General features: G+C 56.9%; 13 protein-coding genes. 6 read left to right on the top strand and 7 right to left on the bottom strand.

The features are described 5' to 3' along the window. Nucleotides 1-295: 295 nt before the first annotated feature. A complete protein-coding gene (locus A7K61_RS03780; protein WP_069556948.1) occupies nucleotides 296-1,018 on the top strand; it encodes a response regulator transcription factor in 723 nt (240 codons plus the stop codon). 104 nt (nucleotides 1,019-1,122) lie between these two features. Here the strand turns inward: A7K61_RS03780 and gyrB are convergent, their stop codons facing one another. The 4 genes from gyrB to dnaA are packed head-to-tail and all read right to left on the bottom strand — an operon-like array spanning nucleotide 1,123 to nucleotide 7,328. Continuing rightward, a complete protein-coding gene (gene gyrB, locus A7K61_RS03775; RefSeq protein WP_003187253.1) occupies nucleotides 1,123-3,540 on the bottom strand; it encodes a DNA topoisomerase (ATP-hydrolyzing) subunit B in 2,418 nt (805 codons plus the stop codon). A 4-nt stretch (nucleotides 3,541-3,544) separates the two neighbouring features. After that, nucleotides 3,545-4,648, bottom strand: coding sequence for a DNA replication/repair protein RecF (recF, locus tag A7K61_RS03770; protein WP_003187251.1), 1,104 nt, complete (start codon nucleotides 4,646-4,648; stop codon nucleotides 3,545-3,547). Nucleotides 4,649-4,668: 20 nt separating this feature from the next. Further along, nucleotides 4,669-5,772 carry a DNA polymerase III subunit beta gene (gene dnaN, locus A7K61_RS03765; protein ID WP_003187250.1) on the bottom strand — a complete coding sequence of 368 codons (1,104 nt, stop codon included), beginning with the start codon at nucleotides 5,770-5,772 and terminating at the stop codon, nucleotides 4,669-4,671. A 38-nt stretch (nucleotides 5,773-5,810) separates the two neighbouring features. After that, complete coding sequence (gene dnaA, locus A7K61_RS03760; RefSeq protein ID WP_044270145.1) at nucleotides 5,811-7,328, bottom strand: chromosomal replication initiator protein DnaA; 1,518 nt, start codon at nucleotides 7,326-7,328, stop codon at nucleotides 5,811-5,813. A 585-nt stretch (nucleotides 7,329-7,913) separates the two neighbouring features. Between dnaA and rpmH the strand changes: the two genes are divergently transcribed. From rpmH to mnmE, 5 genes are all read left to right on the top strand, one after another. Beyond that, nucleotides 7,914-8,048, top strand: a complete 135-nt coding sequence (rpmH, locus tag A7K61_RS30850) for a 50S ribosomal protein L34 (protein WP_003213577.1) — start codon at nucleotides 7,914-7,916, stop codon at nucleotides 8,046-8,048. Between the two features lie 13 nt (nucleotides 8,049-8,061). Then, complete coding sequence (gene rnpA / locus A7K61_RS30845) at nucleotides 8,062-8,469, top strand: ribonuclease P protein component (protein ID WP_020302575.1); 408 nt, start codon at nucleotides 8,062-8,064, stop codon at nucleotides 8,467-8,469. Further along, entirely contained in the window at nucleotides 8,462-8,707 is a 246-nt protein-coding gene (gene yidD / locus A7K61_RS30840) for a membrane protein insertion efficiency factor YidD (protein WP_019816912.1), read from the top strand. The genes rnpA and yidD overlap by 8 nt, the downstream gene beginning before the upstream one ends. A 2-nt stretch (nucleotides 8,708-8,709) precedes the next feature. Beyond that, the gene (gene yidC, locus A7K61_RS03750; RefSeq protein ID WP_003195904.1) at nucleotides 8,710-10,392 is read left to right on the top strand and encodes a membrane protein insertase YidC; all 1,683 of its coding nucleotides are present in this window, start codon (nucleotides 8,710-8,712) and stop codon (nucleotides 10,390-10,392) included. A gap of 79 nt (nucleotides 10,393-10,471) precedes the next feature. Next, nucleotides 10,472-11,842, top strand: a complete 1,371-nt coding sequence (gene mnmE / locus A7K61_RS03745; RefSeq protein ID WP_069556947.1) for a tRNA uridine-5-carboxymethylaminomethyl(34) synthesis GTPase MnmE — start codon at nucleotides 10,472-10,474, stop codon at nucleotides 11,840-11,842. Between the two features lie 18 nt (nucleotides 11,843-11,860). On the opposite strand, the gene A7K61_RS03740 is transcribed toward mnmE, so the two are convergent. The 3 genes from A7K61_RS03740 to A7K61_RS03730 all read right to left on the bottom strand — a co-directional run bounded on the left by A7K61_RS03740 (nucleotide 11,861) and on the right by A7K61_RS03730 (nucleotide 15,835). Then, complete coding sequence (locus tag A7K61_RS03740) at nucleotides 11,861-14,251, bottom strand: TonB-dependent siderophore receptor (RefSeq protein ID WP_171905455.1); 2,391 nt, start codon at nucleotides 14,249-14,251, stop codon at nucleotides 11,861-11,863. Nucleotides 14,252-14,387: 136 nt separating this feature from the next. Further along, nucleotides 14,388-15,329: a FecR domain-containing protein gene (locus A7K61_RS03735; protein WP_069556945.1), complete on the bottom strand. Its 942-nt coding sequence runs from the start codon at nucleotides 15,327-15,329 to the stop codon at nucleotides 14,388-14,390. Then, complete coding sequence (locus A7K61_RS03730; protein ID WP_044270135.1) at nucleotides 15,329-15,835, bottom strand: sigma-70 family RNA polymerase sigma factor; 507 nt, start codon at nucleotides 15,833-15,835, stop codon at nucleotides 15,329-15,331. Before A7K61_RS03730 ends, A7K61_RS03735 begins: the two co-directional genes overlap by 1 nt. Between the last annotated feature and the right edge of the window lie 151 nt (nucleotides 15,836-15,986).

Below are 15,986 nucleotides of genomic sequence, written 5' to 3'. Positions count from 1 at the left end.
GAAGCTTATTTCGGTCTCATTGGAGGACTTCCCACGACCGCGCAATGAACGATACCGCACATTGGAGCAGGCGTGAGGCACCGGCGAGGCGATCGGCACAGAGCCTTTTCCACACCAACAGGAGCCGGTATCTTCTTCGAAGATCGTAGTGAATTGAGTTTACGGCGCTTTCAGCGTATCGAGAGATCCAAGCACTGTAGAATCCGTCCATAATTATTCAGATTCAGAGGCCGGCATTTGTACAACATGTGCCCCCCATTCAAGCTCTCGTATTTTTGTAGGAAGGACCCCGCCTATGCGTGTCGCAATACTGGATGACGAACCCGCGGAGTTGCGACGGGTGGAACAGACACTGCGACAGATTCCCGGCCCGGCTGACCAGCCTTGGTCTCTGCATTTCTTTGAGCGTGGTGAAGACCTGCTGCGCCAGCTACGTCGGGAAACCTTTGACCTGCTGATCCTCGACTGGCAACTGCCGGACATCTCCGGGATAGCGTTATTGCGCTGGACTCGCGAGCACATGGAATCGCCCCCTGCCGTCATCATGCTCACCAGTCGCGATGCCGAGAGCGACATCGTGACGGCGTTGAATAGCGGGGCGGATGATTATGTCAGCAAGCCGTTTAGGCCCAACGAGCTCAAAGCTCGAGTCAGCGCCGTCCTGCGGCGCCACGGTTTGCAAAAGTCGGCTAGCCAGGAAGTGCAGAGCTTTAACGACCTGACATTCGACGATGCCGAACTGACCGTCACACGCGCAGGCAAACCCATCAACCTGACAGAACGGGAATACCGCCTGGCAAGTTGTCTATTTGCCAACCTGGCCCGGCCATTGTCTCGCGAGTACCTGTATGAGCGGTTCTGGAGCCACGAAGAAATGGTCTCGTCGCGGCCGTTGGACACCCACATCTACCGCCTGCGTAACAAGCTAGGGTTGACGGCGGATCGCGGCTGGCAGCTGTTGACGATCTATGGGTACGGGTATCGCTTGGAGAGTGTGACACCCGCTGTGGAAACTTAAAAATGTCGATGTTCCACGTGGAGCATTTAAAAATGCGCGACTGCGAACCAACAAAAAAGGCCAACGCTAAGCGTTGGCCTTTTGTTTTTAGCTGATGTACCTGATCAGAAGTCCAGGTTAGACACCGCCAAAGCATTGCTCTCGATGAAGTCACGACGAGGCTCGACCGCATCACCCATCAGGGTGTTGAAGATCTGATCCGCGCCAATGGCGTCTTCGATGGTCACGCGCAGCATGCGACGCTGAGCAGGGTCCATGGTGGTTTCCCACAGCTGATCCGGGTTCATCTCGCCCAGACCTTTATAGCGCTGGATGGTATGACGCTTGGTACTTTCCGCCATCAACCAGTCCAAGGCTTCCTTGAACTCCTTGACCTGCTTCTTGCGTTCGCCACGCTGAATGTAAGCACCGTCGTCCAGCAGGGTGCTCAGTTGCGCGCCGAGGGTGACGACGGTCTTGTAGTCGTTGCTGCCGAAGAAGTCGCGGTTGAAGGTGACGTAGTTCGACAGGCCATGGGAGATCAGTTCGACCTCTGGCAGCCATACATTACGTTCGCGGTCTTCACGCAGGCTGGCTTTGTACACCAGGCCAGACTTCTCCACAGTACGCAGGCGCACTTCATATTGGGCCAGCCAATCCTGCATGGCGGCGTGGTCGCCCAACTGCTCCAGGCTTACGGCCGGCAGGTAGATGAAGTGCTCGGTCAGCTCCTGTGGGTACAGACGCGACAAACGCTTGAGTGTCTTCATGACCATGCGGAAGTCGTTGACCAGGCGCTCCAGCGACTCACCGGAGATGCCCGGCGCTTCGTCATTCAAGTGCAGGCTCGCATCTTCCAGGGCCGACTGCGTCATGTACTCTTCCATGGCGTCGTCGTCTTTGATGTATTGCTCTTGCTTGCCCTTTTTAACTTTGTACAACGGCGGCTGAGCGATGTAGATATAGCCACGCTCGATCAGCTCCGGCAACTGACGGAAGAAGAAGGTCAGCAGCAGGGTACGGATGTGCGAACCGTCGACGTCAGCATCGGTCATGATGATGATGTTGTGGTAGCGCAACTTGTCGATGTTGTACTCGTCGCGGCCAATACCGCAGCCCAATGCCGTGATCAAGGTGCCGACTTCCTGGGAGGAAATCATCTTGTCGAAGCGGGCCTTCTCAACGTTAAGGATCTTGCCCTTCAACGGCAGGATGGCCTGGGTGCGACGGTTACGACCCTGCTTGGCGGAACCGCCAGCAGAGTCACCTTCCACCAGGTACAGTTCGGAGAGGGCAGGGTCCTTCTCTTGGCAGTCAGCGAGTTTGCCTGGCAGGCCGGCGATATCCAGCGCGCCTTTACGGCGGGTCATCTCACGGGCCTTACGCGCGGCTTCACGGGCGCGGGCAGCATCGATCATCTTGCCGACGACCAGCTTGGCTTCGTTCGGGTTTTCCAACAGGAAGTCGGAGAAGTACTTACCCATTTCCTGTTCAACCGCAGTCTTCACTTCGGAAGACACCAGCTTGTCTTTGGTCTGGGAGCTGAACTTCGGATCCGGTACCTTGACCGAGATGATCGCCGTCAGGCCTTCACGGGCATCGTCACCGGTGGTGGCGACTTTATGCTTCTTCGCCAAGCCTTCCGCTTCGATGTAGGTGTTCAGGTTACGCGTCAGCGCGGAACGGAAACCTACCAGGTGGGTACCGCCATCGCGTTGTGGAATATTGTTGGTGAAGCACAACAGGTTCTCGTTGAAGCTGTCGTTCCACTGCAGGGCGATTTCCACGCCGATGCCGTCTTCACGCTGGATGTTGAAGTGGAACACCTGGTTGACCGCAGTCTTGTTGGTGTTCAGGTATTCAACGAACGCACGCAGGCCACCTTCGTACTTGAACAGCTCTTCCTTGCCGCTGCGCTCATCCTTGAGGACGATGCCGACACCGGAGTTAAGGAAAGACAGTTCACGAATCCGCTTGGCCAGGATGTCCCAGCTGAAGTGGATGTTCTTGAAGGTTTCTTCCGAGGGTTTGAAGTGGATCTGGGTGCCGGTGGTTTCACTGTCACCAACGATTTTCATCGGTTCCTGTGGTACGCCGTGGACGTAGGTCTGCTCCCAAATCTTGCCGCTACGGCGGACAGTGAGGATCAGCTCTTCGGACAGGGCGTTTACTACCGACACACCTACACCGTGCAAACCACCGGATACTTTATAGGAGTTGTCGTCGAATTTACCGCCAGCGTGGAGCACGGTCATGATGACCTCTGCCGCCGAAACGCCTTCTTCTTTGTGCACGTCTACCGGGATGCCACGACCGTTGTCTCGAACGGTGATGGATTCATCCGGGTGGATGATAATGCTGATGTCGTCGCAGTGACCGGCCAGAGCTTCGTCGATGGAGTTATCGACCACCTCGAACACCATGTGGTGCAGACCGCTACCATCATCGGTGTCGCCAATGTACATACCGGGACGTTTGCGTACGGCATCCAAACCTTTCAGCACTTTAATGCTGGTCGAGTCGTACGTGTTTTCTTCGCTCATGCCTTCACTCCCGATGGTCGTGGGTCTGGGTGATACGGCCTTGTTCCACGTGGAACAAAGCGACTGGCGTTTCCGTCTGCCAGCCTTCCCTCAATAATTCGTGGTCTACACAGGTGATAAACACCTGGCAGCGTAAGTCTTCCAACAAGCGGCATAGCGAGCGGCGGTGTTGCTCGTCGAGCTCCGACGGCAAGTCATCCACCAAATAAATACACTGACCGCGTCGAGCCTGGCTAACCAAATGGCCCTGCGCGATACGCAACGCACAGACCACCAACTTTTGCTGGCCGCGGGACAAGATGTCCGCAGCATTGTGTGCACCTAATCTAAGGCGCAAATCAGCGCGTTGGGGTCCGGCCTGGGTGTGGCCGATTTGCTGATCCCGTTGCAAAGACGTTGCGAGCACTGCACTCAGCTCACGTTCTTTGTCCCAACCCCGGTAATAACTCAGCGTCAGCCCCTCGAGATCCAACAACTCGCTCAAGGTCTGCTCAAAGACTGGTTTCAAGGCTTTGATATAGGCACGGCGGTATTCATCTATTTCGTCGCTGGCCAGGCACAGTTCACGGTCCCAGGCTGCTTGCGAAGCGGCGTCAAGTGTACCATGCCGCAGCCATGAGTTCCGCTGCCGCAGGGCCTTCTGCAGGCGCTGCCAAGTGGCCATGAACCGTGGTTCCACGTGGAACACGCCCCAGTCGAGGAATTGCCGACGGATTTTCGGAGCACCTTCCAGCAATCGAAAGCTATCGGGGTTGATCAACTGCAACGGCAGGATCTCTGCCAGTTGCGCTGCACTGCGCGCATTTTGCCCGTCGATTCTGATCTGAAATTCCCCACCGCGATCACGCGATATCCCCAGGCTGCTATGACCGCCCTCAGCCAGTTCCACTTGGCCAAATACGGTGCAGGCCAATTGTTCGTACTGGATCACGGGTAACAGGCGCGCACTGCGGAAAGAACGCGCAAGCCCCAGCAGGTGGATGGCTTCCAGCACGCTGGTTTTGCCACTGCCGTTGGCGCCATGGAGGATGTTGATGCGGGGGGAAGGGGAGAAGGTCACCGGGTGCAGATTGCGCACCGCGGTGACCGAGACGCGACTAAGGGACATCTAGCTTCTGCTGAGCATGATTACAGGCGCATCGGCATGACAACGTAAGCCGAGTCGTCGTTGTCGGATTCTTGTACCAGGGCGCTGCTGTTGGAGTCCGACAGGATCAGACGAACCTGTTCGGTGGTCATCACCCCCAGCACGTCCAACAGGTAGCTCACGTTAAAGCCGATTTCAAGCGAAGCGCCGTTGTAGTCGACACCCACTTCTTCTTCCGCCTCTTCCTGTTCCGGGTTGTTGGCCTGGATTTTCAGTTGGCCGTTGGCCAGCTGCAGGCGAATACCACGGTACTTTTCGTTGGACAGAATCGCCGTACGGCTGAAGGCTTCACGCAGAGCCTGACGATCACCGACCACCAACTTGTCGCCACCTTTAGGCAACACACGCTCGTAGTCCGGGAACTTACCGTCTACCAACTTGGAGGTGAAGGTGAACTCGCCGGTGGTGGCGCGAATGTGGTGCTGGCCCAATACGATGCTGACGTTACCGTCCGGCTCCGTGAGCAAGCGCGCCAGTTCAAGGATACCTTTGCGTGGAACGATCACCTGGTGACGATCCGGCTGACCGATATCGGCACGCATCGAGCACATAGCCAGACGGTGACCGTCGGTGGCCACGGCGCGGATGATACCTTCCGAGACTTCCAGCAGCATACCGTTGAGGTAATAACGCACGTCCTGCTGGGCCATGGCGAAACTGGTGCGCTCGATCAGGCGACGCAGCTTGCTTTGCTCCAGGCTGCACGTCAGCGAGCCAGGACCTTCTTCCACGGTTGGGAAGTCATTGGCCGGCAAGGTCGACAGGGTGAAACGGCTGCGGCCAGCCTTGACCACCAGCTTTTGCTCATCCACCTTGATGTCGATCAGCGCATCATTAGGCAGGCTTTTGCAGATATCCATCAGCTTGCGCGCCGGCACGGTGATCTCGCCAGGTTCGGCGGGCTCTTCGAGCTGGACGCGACCCACCAGTTCGACTTCCAGGTCGGTACCGGTCAAGGACAACTGTTGCCCCTCGACCACCAGTAATACGTTGGAAAGCACCGGCAAGGTCTGTCGGCGCTCGACGACGCCTGCGACCAGTTGCAGGGGTTTCAACAGGGCTTCGCGTTGAATGGTGAAATGCATGGTCTAGTCCCTTGCCTTAATAAGCTGCGCTGGTGTCATCACGTAGTCAGTGTACGCAGCAGGTTCTTGTAGTCCTCGCGAATATCCGCGTCGGATTCCTTAAGTTCATTGATCTTGCGGCATGCGTGCAAGACCGTGGTGTGGTCGCGCCCGCCAAACACATCACCGATTTCCGGCAGGCTGTGGTTGGTCAACTCCTTGGAGAGGGCCATGGCAACCTGACGTGGACGTGCGACCGAGCGCGAACGGCGCTTGGACAGCAGGTCGGAAATCTTGATCTTGTAGTATTCGGCCACGGTGCGCTGGATGTTATCCACACTCACCAGCTTGTCCTGCAAGGCCAACAAATCTTTCAAGGACTCGCGAATCAGCTCGATGGTGATATCGCGACCCATGAAGTGCGAGTGAGCGATGACCCGCTTGAGCGCGCCTTCCAGCTCACGCACGTTGGAACGGATGCGTTGGGCGATGAAGAACGCAGCATCGTGCGGCAGATCGACTTTAGCCTGGTCGGCCTTCTTCATCAGGATCGCAACGCGGGTTTCCAGCTCCGGTGGCTCGACTGCAACGGTCAGGCCCCAGCCGAAACGCGACTTCAGACGTTCTTCCAGGCCTTCGATTTCCTTCGGGTAACGGTCACTGGTCAAGATGACCTGCTGGCCACCTTCGAGCAGGGCGTTGAAGGTGTGGAAGAACTCTTCCTGGGAACGTTCCTTGCGGGCGAAGAACTGAATGTCATCGATCAACAACGCATCAACGGAGCGATAGAAACGCTTGAACTCGTTGATGGCGTTGAGCTGCAAGGCCTTGACCATGTCGGCCACGAAGCGCTCCGAATGCAGGTAAACCACCTTGGCATTCGGGTTCTTCTTTAATAGGTGGTTACCGACGGCGTGCATCAAGTGCGTCTTACCCAAGCCCACGCCGCCATAAAGGAAGAGCGGGTTGTAACCATGCTTGGGGTTATCGGCGACCTGCCAGGCGGCCGCTCGGGCCAGCTGGTTGGATTTACCTTCGACAAAGTTTTCGAAGGTAAACGTGCGGTTCAAGTAACTGGTGTGCTTGAGCGCGCCTTCTACCTGCACAGTGCGTTGCTCGGAGCGCACAGGCGCCTGCTGGGAACTGGCACCTGCCATCGGGTCGAAGCTGTCGCGGGACGGCTCCTCATTCTCCGGCGCATTTTTGCGCGACGACGGTTTGGACGGCGCAGCGGTCGGTGCAGGTGCTGCGGCGACAGGCGTCACTGCAGCTTGGGCTTGCGATGCGGCGGCCGCCAATGGCGCATTCGGCGCGGCGCGGGGAGCTGAGCTGCGCTTGCTGCCTATTAATAAGGAAAGAGCAGGCGCCAGACCGTTGCCATGTTCGTCGAGCAATTCGAGAACGCGGCCCAGGTACTTCTCGTTGACCCAGTCGAGGACAAAACGATTGGGCGCATAGACACGCAACTCGTCGCCTTCGGCTTCGACCTGTAGCGGACGGATCCAGGTGTTGAATTGCTGGGCAGGCAGCTCATCGCGCAAAAGCTCCACGCACTGCTGCCAAAGTTCCACTGACACGGATATCCCCTAAGTTGAAAGCCGGTGAGGCAAAAACAGCCGCCATTGTAGCGGCCAGCCGTCCACTTATCCACATGTAGGTTGCTCACAGGCCACCCAAAATCAATGCCTTAACCGCAAAAAATGCGACCAGTGGTCTGTGCATAAGCTCTGTGGATAAACCCACCTAAGCTCGTTGTACAAGTGGGGTCGAAAGTCTGTGGGTAACCAGCCTGTGGATAACTACCAGTTCCACACACAGCTTATCCGATAGCGCAGCACAGGCAGAGCACTGCTTCTCCCCCGTGTTGTCATTCTCTGTACAACACGTAGAACAAGGGCTAAAGGCAGTTATCCACAGATGATCACGCCTCTAGCTTTTATAAGCTTTACAGAAAAGCTTTAAATAACTTCCTTCTTTATTTTTATATCTATGGCATGTCGGATGGAAGCCAAACGGGGAGAAGGGCGTCAGGACCCCGTGAACATCTAATTAAAGGAAAAGCTGGTTGGAAATTGACCTAGAGGCTTGCTTTCTCTAGAATCGCCGGTCTCTTAAAACGGGGGCCATTCCGGCCCGTTGTGGACGAACCAGGTAACAACGCCATGAAACGTACTTTCCAACCAAGCACCATCAAACGCGCCCGTACTCACGGCTTCCGTGCTCGCATGGCTACCAAGAACGGCCGTGCTGTCCTGTCGCGTCGCCGCGCCAAAGGTCGTGCGCGTCTGGCAGTTTGATAATCCGGTACTGGTGGTGAGTCAGGACTTCAGTCGGGAAAAGCGTCTGCTAACCCCCCGGCATTTCAAGGCAGTCTTTGACTCCCCCACCGGCAAGGTTCCGGGGAAAAATCTCCTGCTCCTTGCGCGTAACAACGATCTTGATCACCCCCGTCTCGGGTTGGTGATCGGCAAGAAGAGCGTAAAGCTCTCCGTTGAGCGCAATCGCCTCAAGCGTCTGATGCGCGAATCGTTTCGCCTCCACCAGGACACTCTGGTTGGTTGGGATATTGTTATCGTCGCGCGCAAAGGCTTGGGTGATGTAGAAAACCCCGAATTGATTCAGCATTTCGGCAAGCTCTGGAAACGTTTGGCGCGTACCCACAAGCCAGCACCAGCAGTCAGCACCGAAACTGTAGGGGTAGACAGCCTTGATGCGTAAACTGGCAATCGTTCCGATCCAGTTTTATCGCTATGCCATTAGTCCTCTGATGGCCAGCCACTGTCGTTTCTACCCCAGTTGTTCCTGCTACGCGTTAGAGGCCATAGAAAATCATGGTCTTCTGCGCGGTGGCTGGCTGACCTTTCGTCGTTTAGGTCGCTGTCATCCGTGGAATCCCGGTGGTTATGACCCGGTTCCACCTATCCCTACCTCCCGTTCTTCTTCGATGGCCGAGTAATCATGGATATTAAACGCACAATCCTGATCGTCGCCCTGGCAATCGTGTCCTATGTCATGGTCCTTAAATGGAACCAGGATTACGGTCAGGCTGCCCTGCCGACTCAGAATGTTGCTACCAATCAGGCTGCGCCGGCTATTCCGGACACCCCGCTGGGTAACAATGCGTCCGCGAGTGCCGATGTTCCCAGCGCGAATGGCGAGACAAGTGCCCCGTTAGAAACGCCAGTGGTCACCAACAAAGACCTCATCCACGTAAAAACGGATGTGCTCGACCTGGCTATCGACCCACAGGGTGGTGATATCGCACAGCTGAAGCTGCCGCTTTATCCACGTCGCCAAGACCATCCGGATGTGCCGTTCCAACTGTTCGATAACGGCGGTGAACGTACTTATCTGGCGCAAAGCGGCCTGACCGGCACCAATGGTCCGGATGCACGTGCTACCGGTCGTCCGGTTTATTCGACCGAACAGAAGACTTATCAACTGGCAGACGGCCAGAACCAGTTGAACGTCGACCTGAAATTCAGCCTCGACGGCGTCAACTACATCAAGCGTTTCAGCTTTACCCGCGGTTTGTACGATTTGAAGGTCACTTACCTGATCGACAACACCAGCGACAAAGCCTGGAGCGGCAACCTGTTTGCCCAGCTCAAGCGTGACGCCAGCTCCGATCCGTCTTCCAGCACCGCCACCGGCACCGCGACTTACCTGGGCGCGGCCCTGTGGACAAGTAACGAGCCGTACAAAAAAGTGTCGATGAAAGATATCGACAAGGGCACGCTGAAAGAAACCGTCCAAGGTGGCTGGGTCGCGTGGTTGCAGCACTATTTCGTGACCGCCTGGATCCCGAACAAGGGTGACGCGAACCTGGTTCAAACCCGCAAGGACAGCCAGGGCAACTACATCATTGGCTTCACTGGCCCGGCGTTGACCGTCGCTCCAGGTGCCAAGGCTGAAACCAGCGCTACCCTGTACGCCGGCCCTAAAAGCCAGGCCGTACTGAAAGAGTTGTCCCCAGGTCTGGAACTGACTGTGGATTACGGCTTCCTGTGGTTCATTGCCCAGCCGATCTTCTGGCTGTTGCAACATATCCACAGCATCGTCGGTAACTGGGGCTGGTCGATCATCTTCCTGACCATGCTGATCAAAGGGCTTTTCTTCCCTCTGTCGGCAGCCAGCTACAAGTCGATGGCGCGTATGCGTGCCGTGGCCCCGAAACTGGCCGCGCTGAAAGAACAACATGGTGATGACCGACAGAAAATGTCGCAGGCCATGATGGAGCTGTACAAGAAAGAGAAGATCAACCCGCTGGGTGGATGCTTGCCGATTCTGGTACAGATGCCGGTGTTCCTGTCGCTGTACTGGGTACTCCTGGAAAGCGTGGAAATGCGCCAGGCGCCGTTCATGCTGTGGATAACTGACCTGTCGATCAAAGACCCGTTCTTTATCCTGCCGATCATCATGGGCGCTACCATGTTCATCCAGCAGCGTCTGAACCCAACCCCGCCGGATCCGATGCAGGCCAAGGTAATGAAAATGATGCCCATCATCTTCACCTTCTTCTTCCTGTGGTTCCCTGCTGGCTTGGTACTGTACTGGGTGGTCAACAACGTATTGTCGATCTCTCAACAGTGGTACATCACACGTAAAATCGAAGCGGCTACCCAAAAAGCCGAGGCGTAATTTACTCTGTGGATAACCACTCAAGACGCCCCCTAGTGGGGCGTTTTGCTTTCCGTCACTTTTGTTCTGGAACCTGCTGATGAGCGCTCCTCGTGAAACCATCGCTGCTGTCGCTACCGCTCAAGGTCGAGGCGGCGTCGGTATCGTTCGAATTTCCGGGCCATTGGCGGGCGTGGCAGCCAAGGCTATCAGCGGCCGGGAGCTGAAACCCCGTTATGCCCATTACGGCCAGTTCCTGGATGCCGACCACAGCGTATTGGACGAGGGTCTGGCCATCTATTTTCCAGGGCCAAACTCGTTCACCGGTGAAGATGTCCTTGAGTTACAAGGGCACGGTGGTCCTGTGGTGTTGGACATGTTGCTGCAGCGCTGCTTGCAATTGGGTTGCCGCCTGGCCAGACCAGGGGAATTCAGCGAACGCGCGTTCTTGAACGATAAGCTCGACCTGGCCCAGGCCGAAGCCATCGCAGATTTGATCGAAGCCAGTTCTGCACAGGCTGCACGTAACGCATTGCGTTCATTGCAGGGGGCTTTTTCCCTGCGTGTGCATAACTTGACCGAGCAGTTGATCAGTCTGCGCATCTACGTCGAAGCCGCGATTGATTTTCCAGAGGAAGAAATCGACTTCCTGGCGGATGGCCACGTATTGGCGATGTTGGATAAAGTCCGCGACGAGTTATCCACAGTGCTGCGCGAAGCCGGGCAGGGCGCCTTGCTGCGCGATGGTATGACGGTGGTGATTGCCGGCCGGCCCAATGCCGGCAAATCCAGCCTGCTCAATGCGCTGGCAGGGCGCGAGGCGGCCATCGTCACCGAGATCGCCGGCACTACCCGGGATATCTTGCGTGAACATATCCACATCGACGGTATGCCGCTGCACGTGGTGGACACCGCTGGTTTACGCGATACCGACGACCAGGTGGAAAAGATCGGCGTGGAACGTGCGCTCAAGGCGATCAGCGAAGCCGATCGTGTGTTGCTGGTGGTGGATGCCACTGCGCCGGAAGCTGTGGATCCTTTTGCCTTATGGCCCGAATTCCTTGAACAACGGCCAGACCCAGCCAAAGTCACCTTGATCCGTAACAAGGCCGACCTTACGGGGGAAGCCATCGCCCTGGAAACCAGTGAAGATGGCCACGTCACTATCAGCTTGAGCGCGAAATCGGCCGGTGACGGTCTGGAGTTGCTGCGCGAGCACCTTAAAGCCTGCATGGGCTACGAACAGACCTCGGAAAGCAGCTTCAGTGCGCGCCGTAGGCACCTGGAAGCGCTGCGTCATGCCAGCTCGGCCTTGGAGCACGGGCGCGCCCAGCTGACCTTGGCGGGGGCTGGGGAGCTGCTGGCTGAAGATCTGCGCCAGGCGCAGCAGCTGTTGGGTGAAATCACCGGGGCTTTCAGTTCGGATGATCTGCTCGGGCGGATTTTCTCCAGCTTCTGCATCGGCAAATAGTCGAGTTATCCACAACGACTACCAGTTATAGGACACCGTACCGAGCAAGGTACGGCTGTCGCCCCAATAGCAACGCCCCGCATCGTTGCAACCAGATACATATTCCTTGTCGAACAGGTTCTTGGCGTTCAGGTCCACCGACCAGTGTGGGTTGATCTGATAACCCAGTGCCGCATCCACCAAGGTGACGCTTCCTGCATCCAGCTTGCCGTAGAGCGTCGGCGCCGTGTAGGAAAAGGTACTGTCGAAATAACGCACACCGCCGCCCAGGGAGAAACCCTTGAGTTGGCCATCCAGGAAGCGATATTTACCCCACACCGAAGCCTGGTTACGCGGCACGCCCGTCATCTGACGGCCTTCCACTAGCGAGGTGGCCGAATCCTTGGTTATCCGGGCGTCGGTGTAGGTATAGGCTGCCGTCACGTTGAAGTTGGCGCTGATGTCGCTGTTGACCTCGACTTCCACGCCCTTGGCGCGACTTTCACCGACTTGGCGATAGCTGTTGGTGGTGGCATCGAGGTAGGTATCGTCCTGCTTGCGCAGGTCATACACCGACAAGGTCATCGCCGTATCCCAGCCGATCGGTTCGTACTTAACGCCCACCTCGTATTGGCTGCTGGTAATCGGTTTCAACGGTGAGCCGGCGTTGGAGATCTGCTGCACGGGGACAAATGCAGTGGAATAGCTGACATACGGCGTCAAGCCGTTGTCGAACTGGTACATCACCCCGCCCTGGTAAGTGAATTTACGATCCTGTGAGTTGATATTGCTCGATGGCTGGACCTTGTCGCGGTAGTCGCTGTCGACCCAGTCCTGGCGGCCGCCGAGCAGAAAGAGCCAATGGTCGTATTTGCTCTGGACCTGTGCATAAACCCCTTTCATCTGCTGTTCAAGCAAGGTGTTTTGCACCGCCAGTGGAGTGAGCGGGTCGCGCAAGTACACCGGGTTATACACATCGATGGTGCCGGCGAAACCCGCATCCCAGTCTTGATTGAACGAGGTTCGGTCATAGCTGGCGCCCAACAGCACCGTGTTTTCGACGCCGCCCACCTGGAACTTGCCTTCGAGCTGGTTATCCAGCGAATAGACCATCGACTTGTTGTAGCGGTCGTAGGCGTTCATGTTCAGCCGAGTGCCGAAGCCGCCGTTATTAAGTGTGCCTGGCCAGGTTTCATGCCGGTTGATACGCGACTGCATATAGCGCGAGTTCTGACGGAACTGCCAATCATCATTGAAGCTGTGGCTGAACTCATAGCCGGTACTCCACGCTTCGCGTTCAAAGGTGTTCCAGTCCGGGTTGCCCAGCAGGGTGTGTTTGGACAGCTTGCCGTTGGGATTGGTAAGCAGCGTTCCGGCGGCGGGTAGGCCGAGTTCCAGGTTGGTATGGTCTTTCTGGTAGTTGGCCAGCAACGTCAAGGTGTTGTAGTCGTCGAAGTTCAGGGTCAGGGATGGCGCGATATACAGACGATCGTCCGGGACGTGATCGGTCTGCGTGTCGGATTTACGCCCCAGCATCACCACTCGGCCCAGGATATTGTCACTGTCGTTGAGCGGGCCCGAGATATCCACACCCAACTGGCGTCGATTGTTCGAACCATAACTCACCTGCACCTCGCCTTGTGGGGTTGCAGTCGGGTGTTTACTCACCAGGTTAACCAGGCCGCCGGGTGCGTTTTCACCATAGAGCAAGGAAGAAGGGCCGCGGAAAATCTCGACCCGCTCCAGGCCGTAGGGTTCGCTGGTGGTGTCGTATCGATTGCCCTGAACTCGCAGGCCATCTCGCAGCAGGCCGTAGCCGTAATCCGTGGCATTGAAACCGCGAATGAAAAACAGATCGCCTGCCAAGCCGTCGCCGGCCGCGAACGGTGGGGCGAAGATCCCCGGTACGTAGCCCAACACTTCTGTCAGGGTCTGGGATTTTTGATCCTTGATACGCTGGCCAGTGACAACGGACACCGAACGCGGAGTCTCGGACAGCGGTGTGCTGGTCTTGGTGCCGATGCGGCTGTTCTGCGCCTTGTAGCCTACATCCCCGCCGATCTCTTGATTGAAGCCGCCCTGTTGATAAGCGCTCACGGTGGTAGGGGCCAAGGTCATTTGGCCAGCAGGTGCCGGCTGTAATACATAGCTGCCGGGAGCCTGTGCGACCGCCTGCAGGTCCGAGTTCTGCAGCAGCAGCGCAAAGCCCTGGTCCACTGAATAGTCACCTTGCAGCCCTGGCGTATTCAAACGCGCGGTTTGCTGGGGGGAGAAGGACAGAATCACATTGGCCCTGGCGGCAAACAGGCTTAAGGCCTTGTCCAGCGGGCCAGCGGCAATTGCAAAGTGTTGCGTTGCGCTGGCGGCCATGACGGCTGTGGATAACAACACACCGGTCGTCGCGGTAATGAGCTGCAGACCGTAGGTCATGCCATGGCAGGAAAGTCGTTTGCGGAGCGGGGCGGGAAGGCGCATAGGTGAGTAAGCCCTGAAGGTAGCGTCGTGATTACCTGTAGGGCCGCGCCAGGTCAAAAAAAGATAACCCCTCTGTGGATTATTTTTTCGGTCAGCCGATTCGGGTGACCGACACCCAATAGCGCGTAAAGTATTTAACTTGAATCGGCAGGCTCGCTTGCAGGTTAGCGAGGACGGCATCGCTTGAGTCCAGGCGGAAGGTACCGGAAACACGTAGGCCCGCAGACGCTTGGTCACAGTGCAACACACCCGGCCGATAGCGCGCCAACTCATCGATAACGTCTCCCAGCCGAGCATCGAGCACGTTCAGTTGCCCATCGACCCAGGCTGCTTGTACACCGCCATACCCGGTAGGGCGCACATCGTGCCGATCAAACTCTGCGCTCTCACCCGCACCCAGGATTCGGTGACGTTCGGGTTGGTCGCCTGGGGACACTTCAACCCGCTCTTCCAAGACGCCAACCCGTGTGGCGTCCGGCAGTTGGCGCACAGTAAAACGAGTGCCCAGCGCCTGGACCCGGCCTTGGCGAGTCTCTACATAAAACGGTAAGTGCCCACCCCGTTTCCCGGTGTGGATAAGTACTTCACCCTCGCGCAAACGGATCAAACGTTGGCGCCCGTCAAACGCCACATCGATAGCGGTATGAGTATTGAGATTGATCTGCGTGCCGTCCGCCAGTTCGATGCGTCGCCTCTGGCCCACCGACGTCCGGTAATCAGCCCATACGTTACCCAGCGACGTATGTTGCTGAACGTTCCAGCCCAGATAGCCACTGCCGCCGAGCACCAGCATCCACTTGAGTACTTGGCGCCGCTGTTGCGTGGTGGATAACGCGCGGCGCGTGAGTTCAGGGGGCAGGGCACCGAGGCTGCGTTGCAACTGCTCCATCTGGTTCCAGGCCGCCTGGTGGGACGGGTCACGATTAAGCCACTGCTGCCAGGCTTGATGTTGTGCGGGTGTCGGTGGTTGCGACTGGAATTGCACATACCAACTGGCAGCGGCCTCGAACGTCTTGCGGTCGGGGTTGATCATTACCGGCTGGCCATGATCAGGGAGCACTCGGTAAGGGCACGGATCATGTGTTTCTTCACCGTAGTCAGTGATACCTGCAGTTGATCGGCGATCTGTTGATAAGTCAGCCCTTCAATCTGTGCCAGCATGAAAATTCGCCGTGCCCGCTCACCCAGCCCAGACAGCGCTTTATCCACAGCCACCAGGGTTTCGATGATGATTGCCTTGTCTTCCTCACTGATAGCAGTGGCTTCAGGACGCTCTGCCAAGACCTGCCTGTAGGCCTGTTCGACGGCATGCCGGCGATAGCGGTCGATCACCAGGCCTCTGGCGATGGTCGCCAGATAGTCCCGTGGTTCAAGAATCTGCGCTGCGTGACGTCCACCGAGCATGCGCACGAACGTATCGTGGGCCACATCGGCTGCATCGCTGGCGTTATGCAATTTCCCCTTGAGCCACCCGCGAAGCCACGAATGATGTTGCTCATAGATGTGCTGGACCGCTGCGGTATGTGAAGAGGGAGGCATAGGCGCGACAAGGTAGGTTAATGATAATCGCTATTATTAACTGGCCCAGTGTTTTCCCACAATAGATCTCTTTTTGTCCTACCCAGGATTAATTCCTAGCTTTGTCGTGGACGAAATGTGGCGTTTATGTGGATTAAGCCCTGTGAATAAC

Source organism: Pseudomonas sp. AP42 (assembly GCF_001728935.1).
Classification (GTDB): domain Bacteria; phylum Pseudomonadota; class Gammaproteobacteria; order Pseudomonadales; family Pseudomonadaceae; genus Aquipseudomonas; species Aquipseudomonas lactis.
This window is presented reverse-complemented; position numbering and strand designations above follow the sequence as displayed.

What these genes read in the sequence shown, in the direction of transcription:
- yidC (WP_003195904.1), top strand. Translation starts at nt 8,710, where the DNA reads ATGGATATTAAACGCACAATCCTGATCGTCGCCCTGGCAATCGTGTCC.
- yidD (WP_019816912.1), top strand. Translation starts at nt 8,462, where the DNA reads ATGCGTAAACTGGCAATCGTTCCGATCCAGTTTTATCGCTATGCCATT.
- mnmE (WP_069556947.1), top strand. Translation starts at nt 10,472, where the DNA reads ATGAGCGCTCCTCGTGAAACCATCGCTGCTGTCGCTACCGCTCAAGGT.
- A7K61_RS03735 (WP_069556945.1), bottom strand. Translation starts at nt 15,329, where the DNA reads ATGATCAACCCCGACCGCAAGACGTTCGAGGCCGCTGCCAGTTGGTAT.
- rpmH (WP_003213577.1), top strand. Translation starts at nt 7,914, where the DNA reads ATGAAACGTACTTTCCAACCAAGCACCATCAAACGCGCCCGTACTCAC.
- gyrB (WP_003187253.1), bottom strand. Translation starts at nt 3,540, where the DNA reads ATGAGCGAAGAAAACACGTACGACTCGACCAGCATTAAAGTGCTGAAA.
- A7K61_RS03740 (WP_171905455.1), bottom strand. Translation starts at nt 14,251, where the DNA reads ATGACCTACGGTCTGCAGCTCATTACCGCGACGACCGGTGTGTTGTTA.
- A7K61_RS03780 (WP_069556948.1), top strand. Translation starts at nt 296, where the DNA reads ATGCGTGTCGCAATACTGGATGACGAACCCGCGGAGTTGCGACGGGTG.
- A7K61_RS03730 (WP_044270135.1), bottom strand. Translation starts at nt 15,835, where the DNA reads ATGCCTCCCTCTTCACATACCGCAGCGGTCCAGCACATCTATGAGCAA.
- recF (WP_003187251.1), bottom strand. Translation starts at nt 4,648, where the DNA reads ATGTCCCTTAGTCGCGTCTCGGTCACCGCGGTGCGCAATCTGCACCCG.
- dnaN (WP_003187250.1), bottom strand. Translation starts at nt 5,772, where the DNA reads ATGCATTTCACCATTCAACGCGAAGCCCTGTTGAAACCCCTGCAACTG.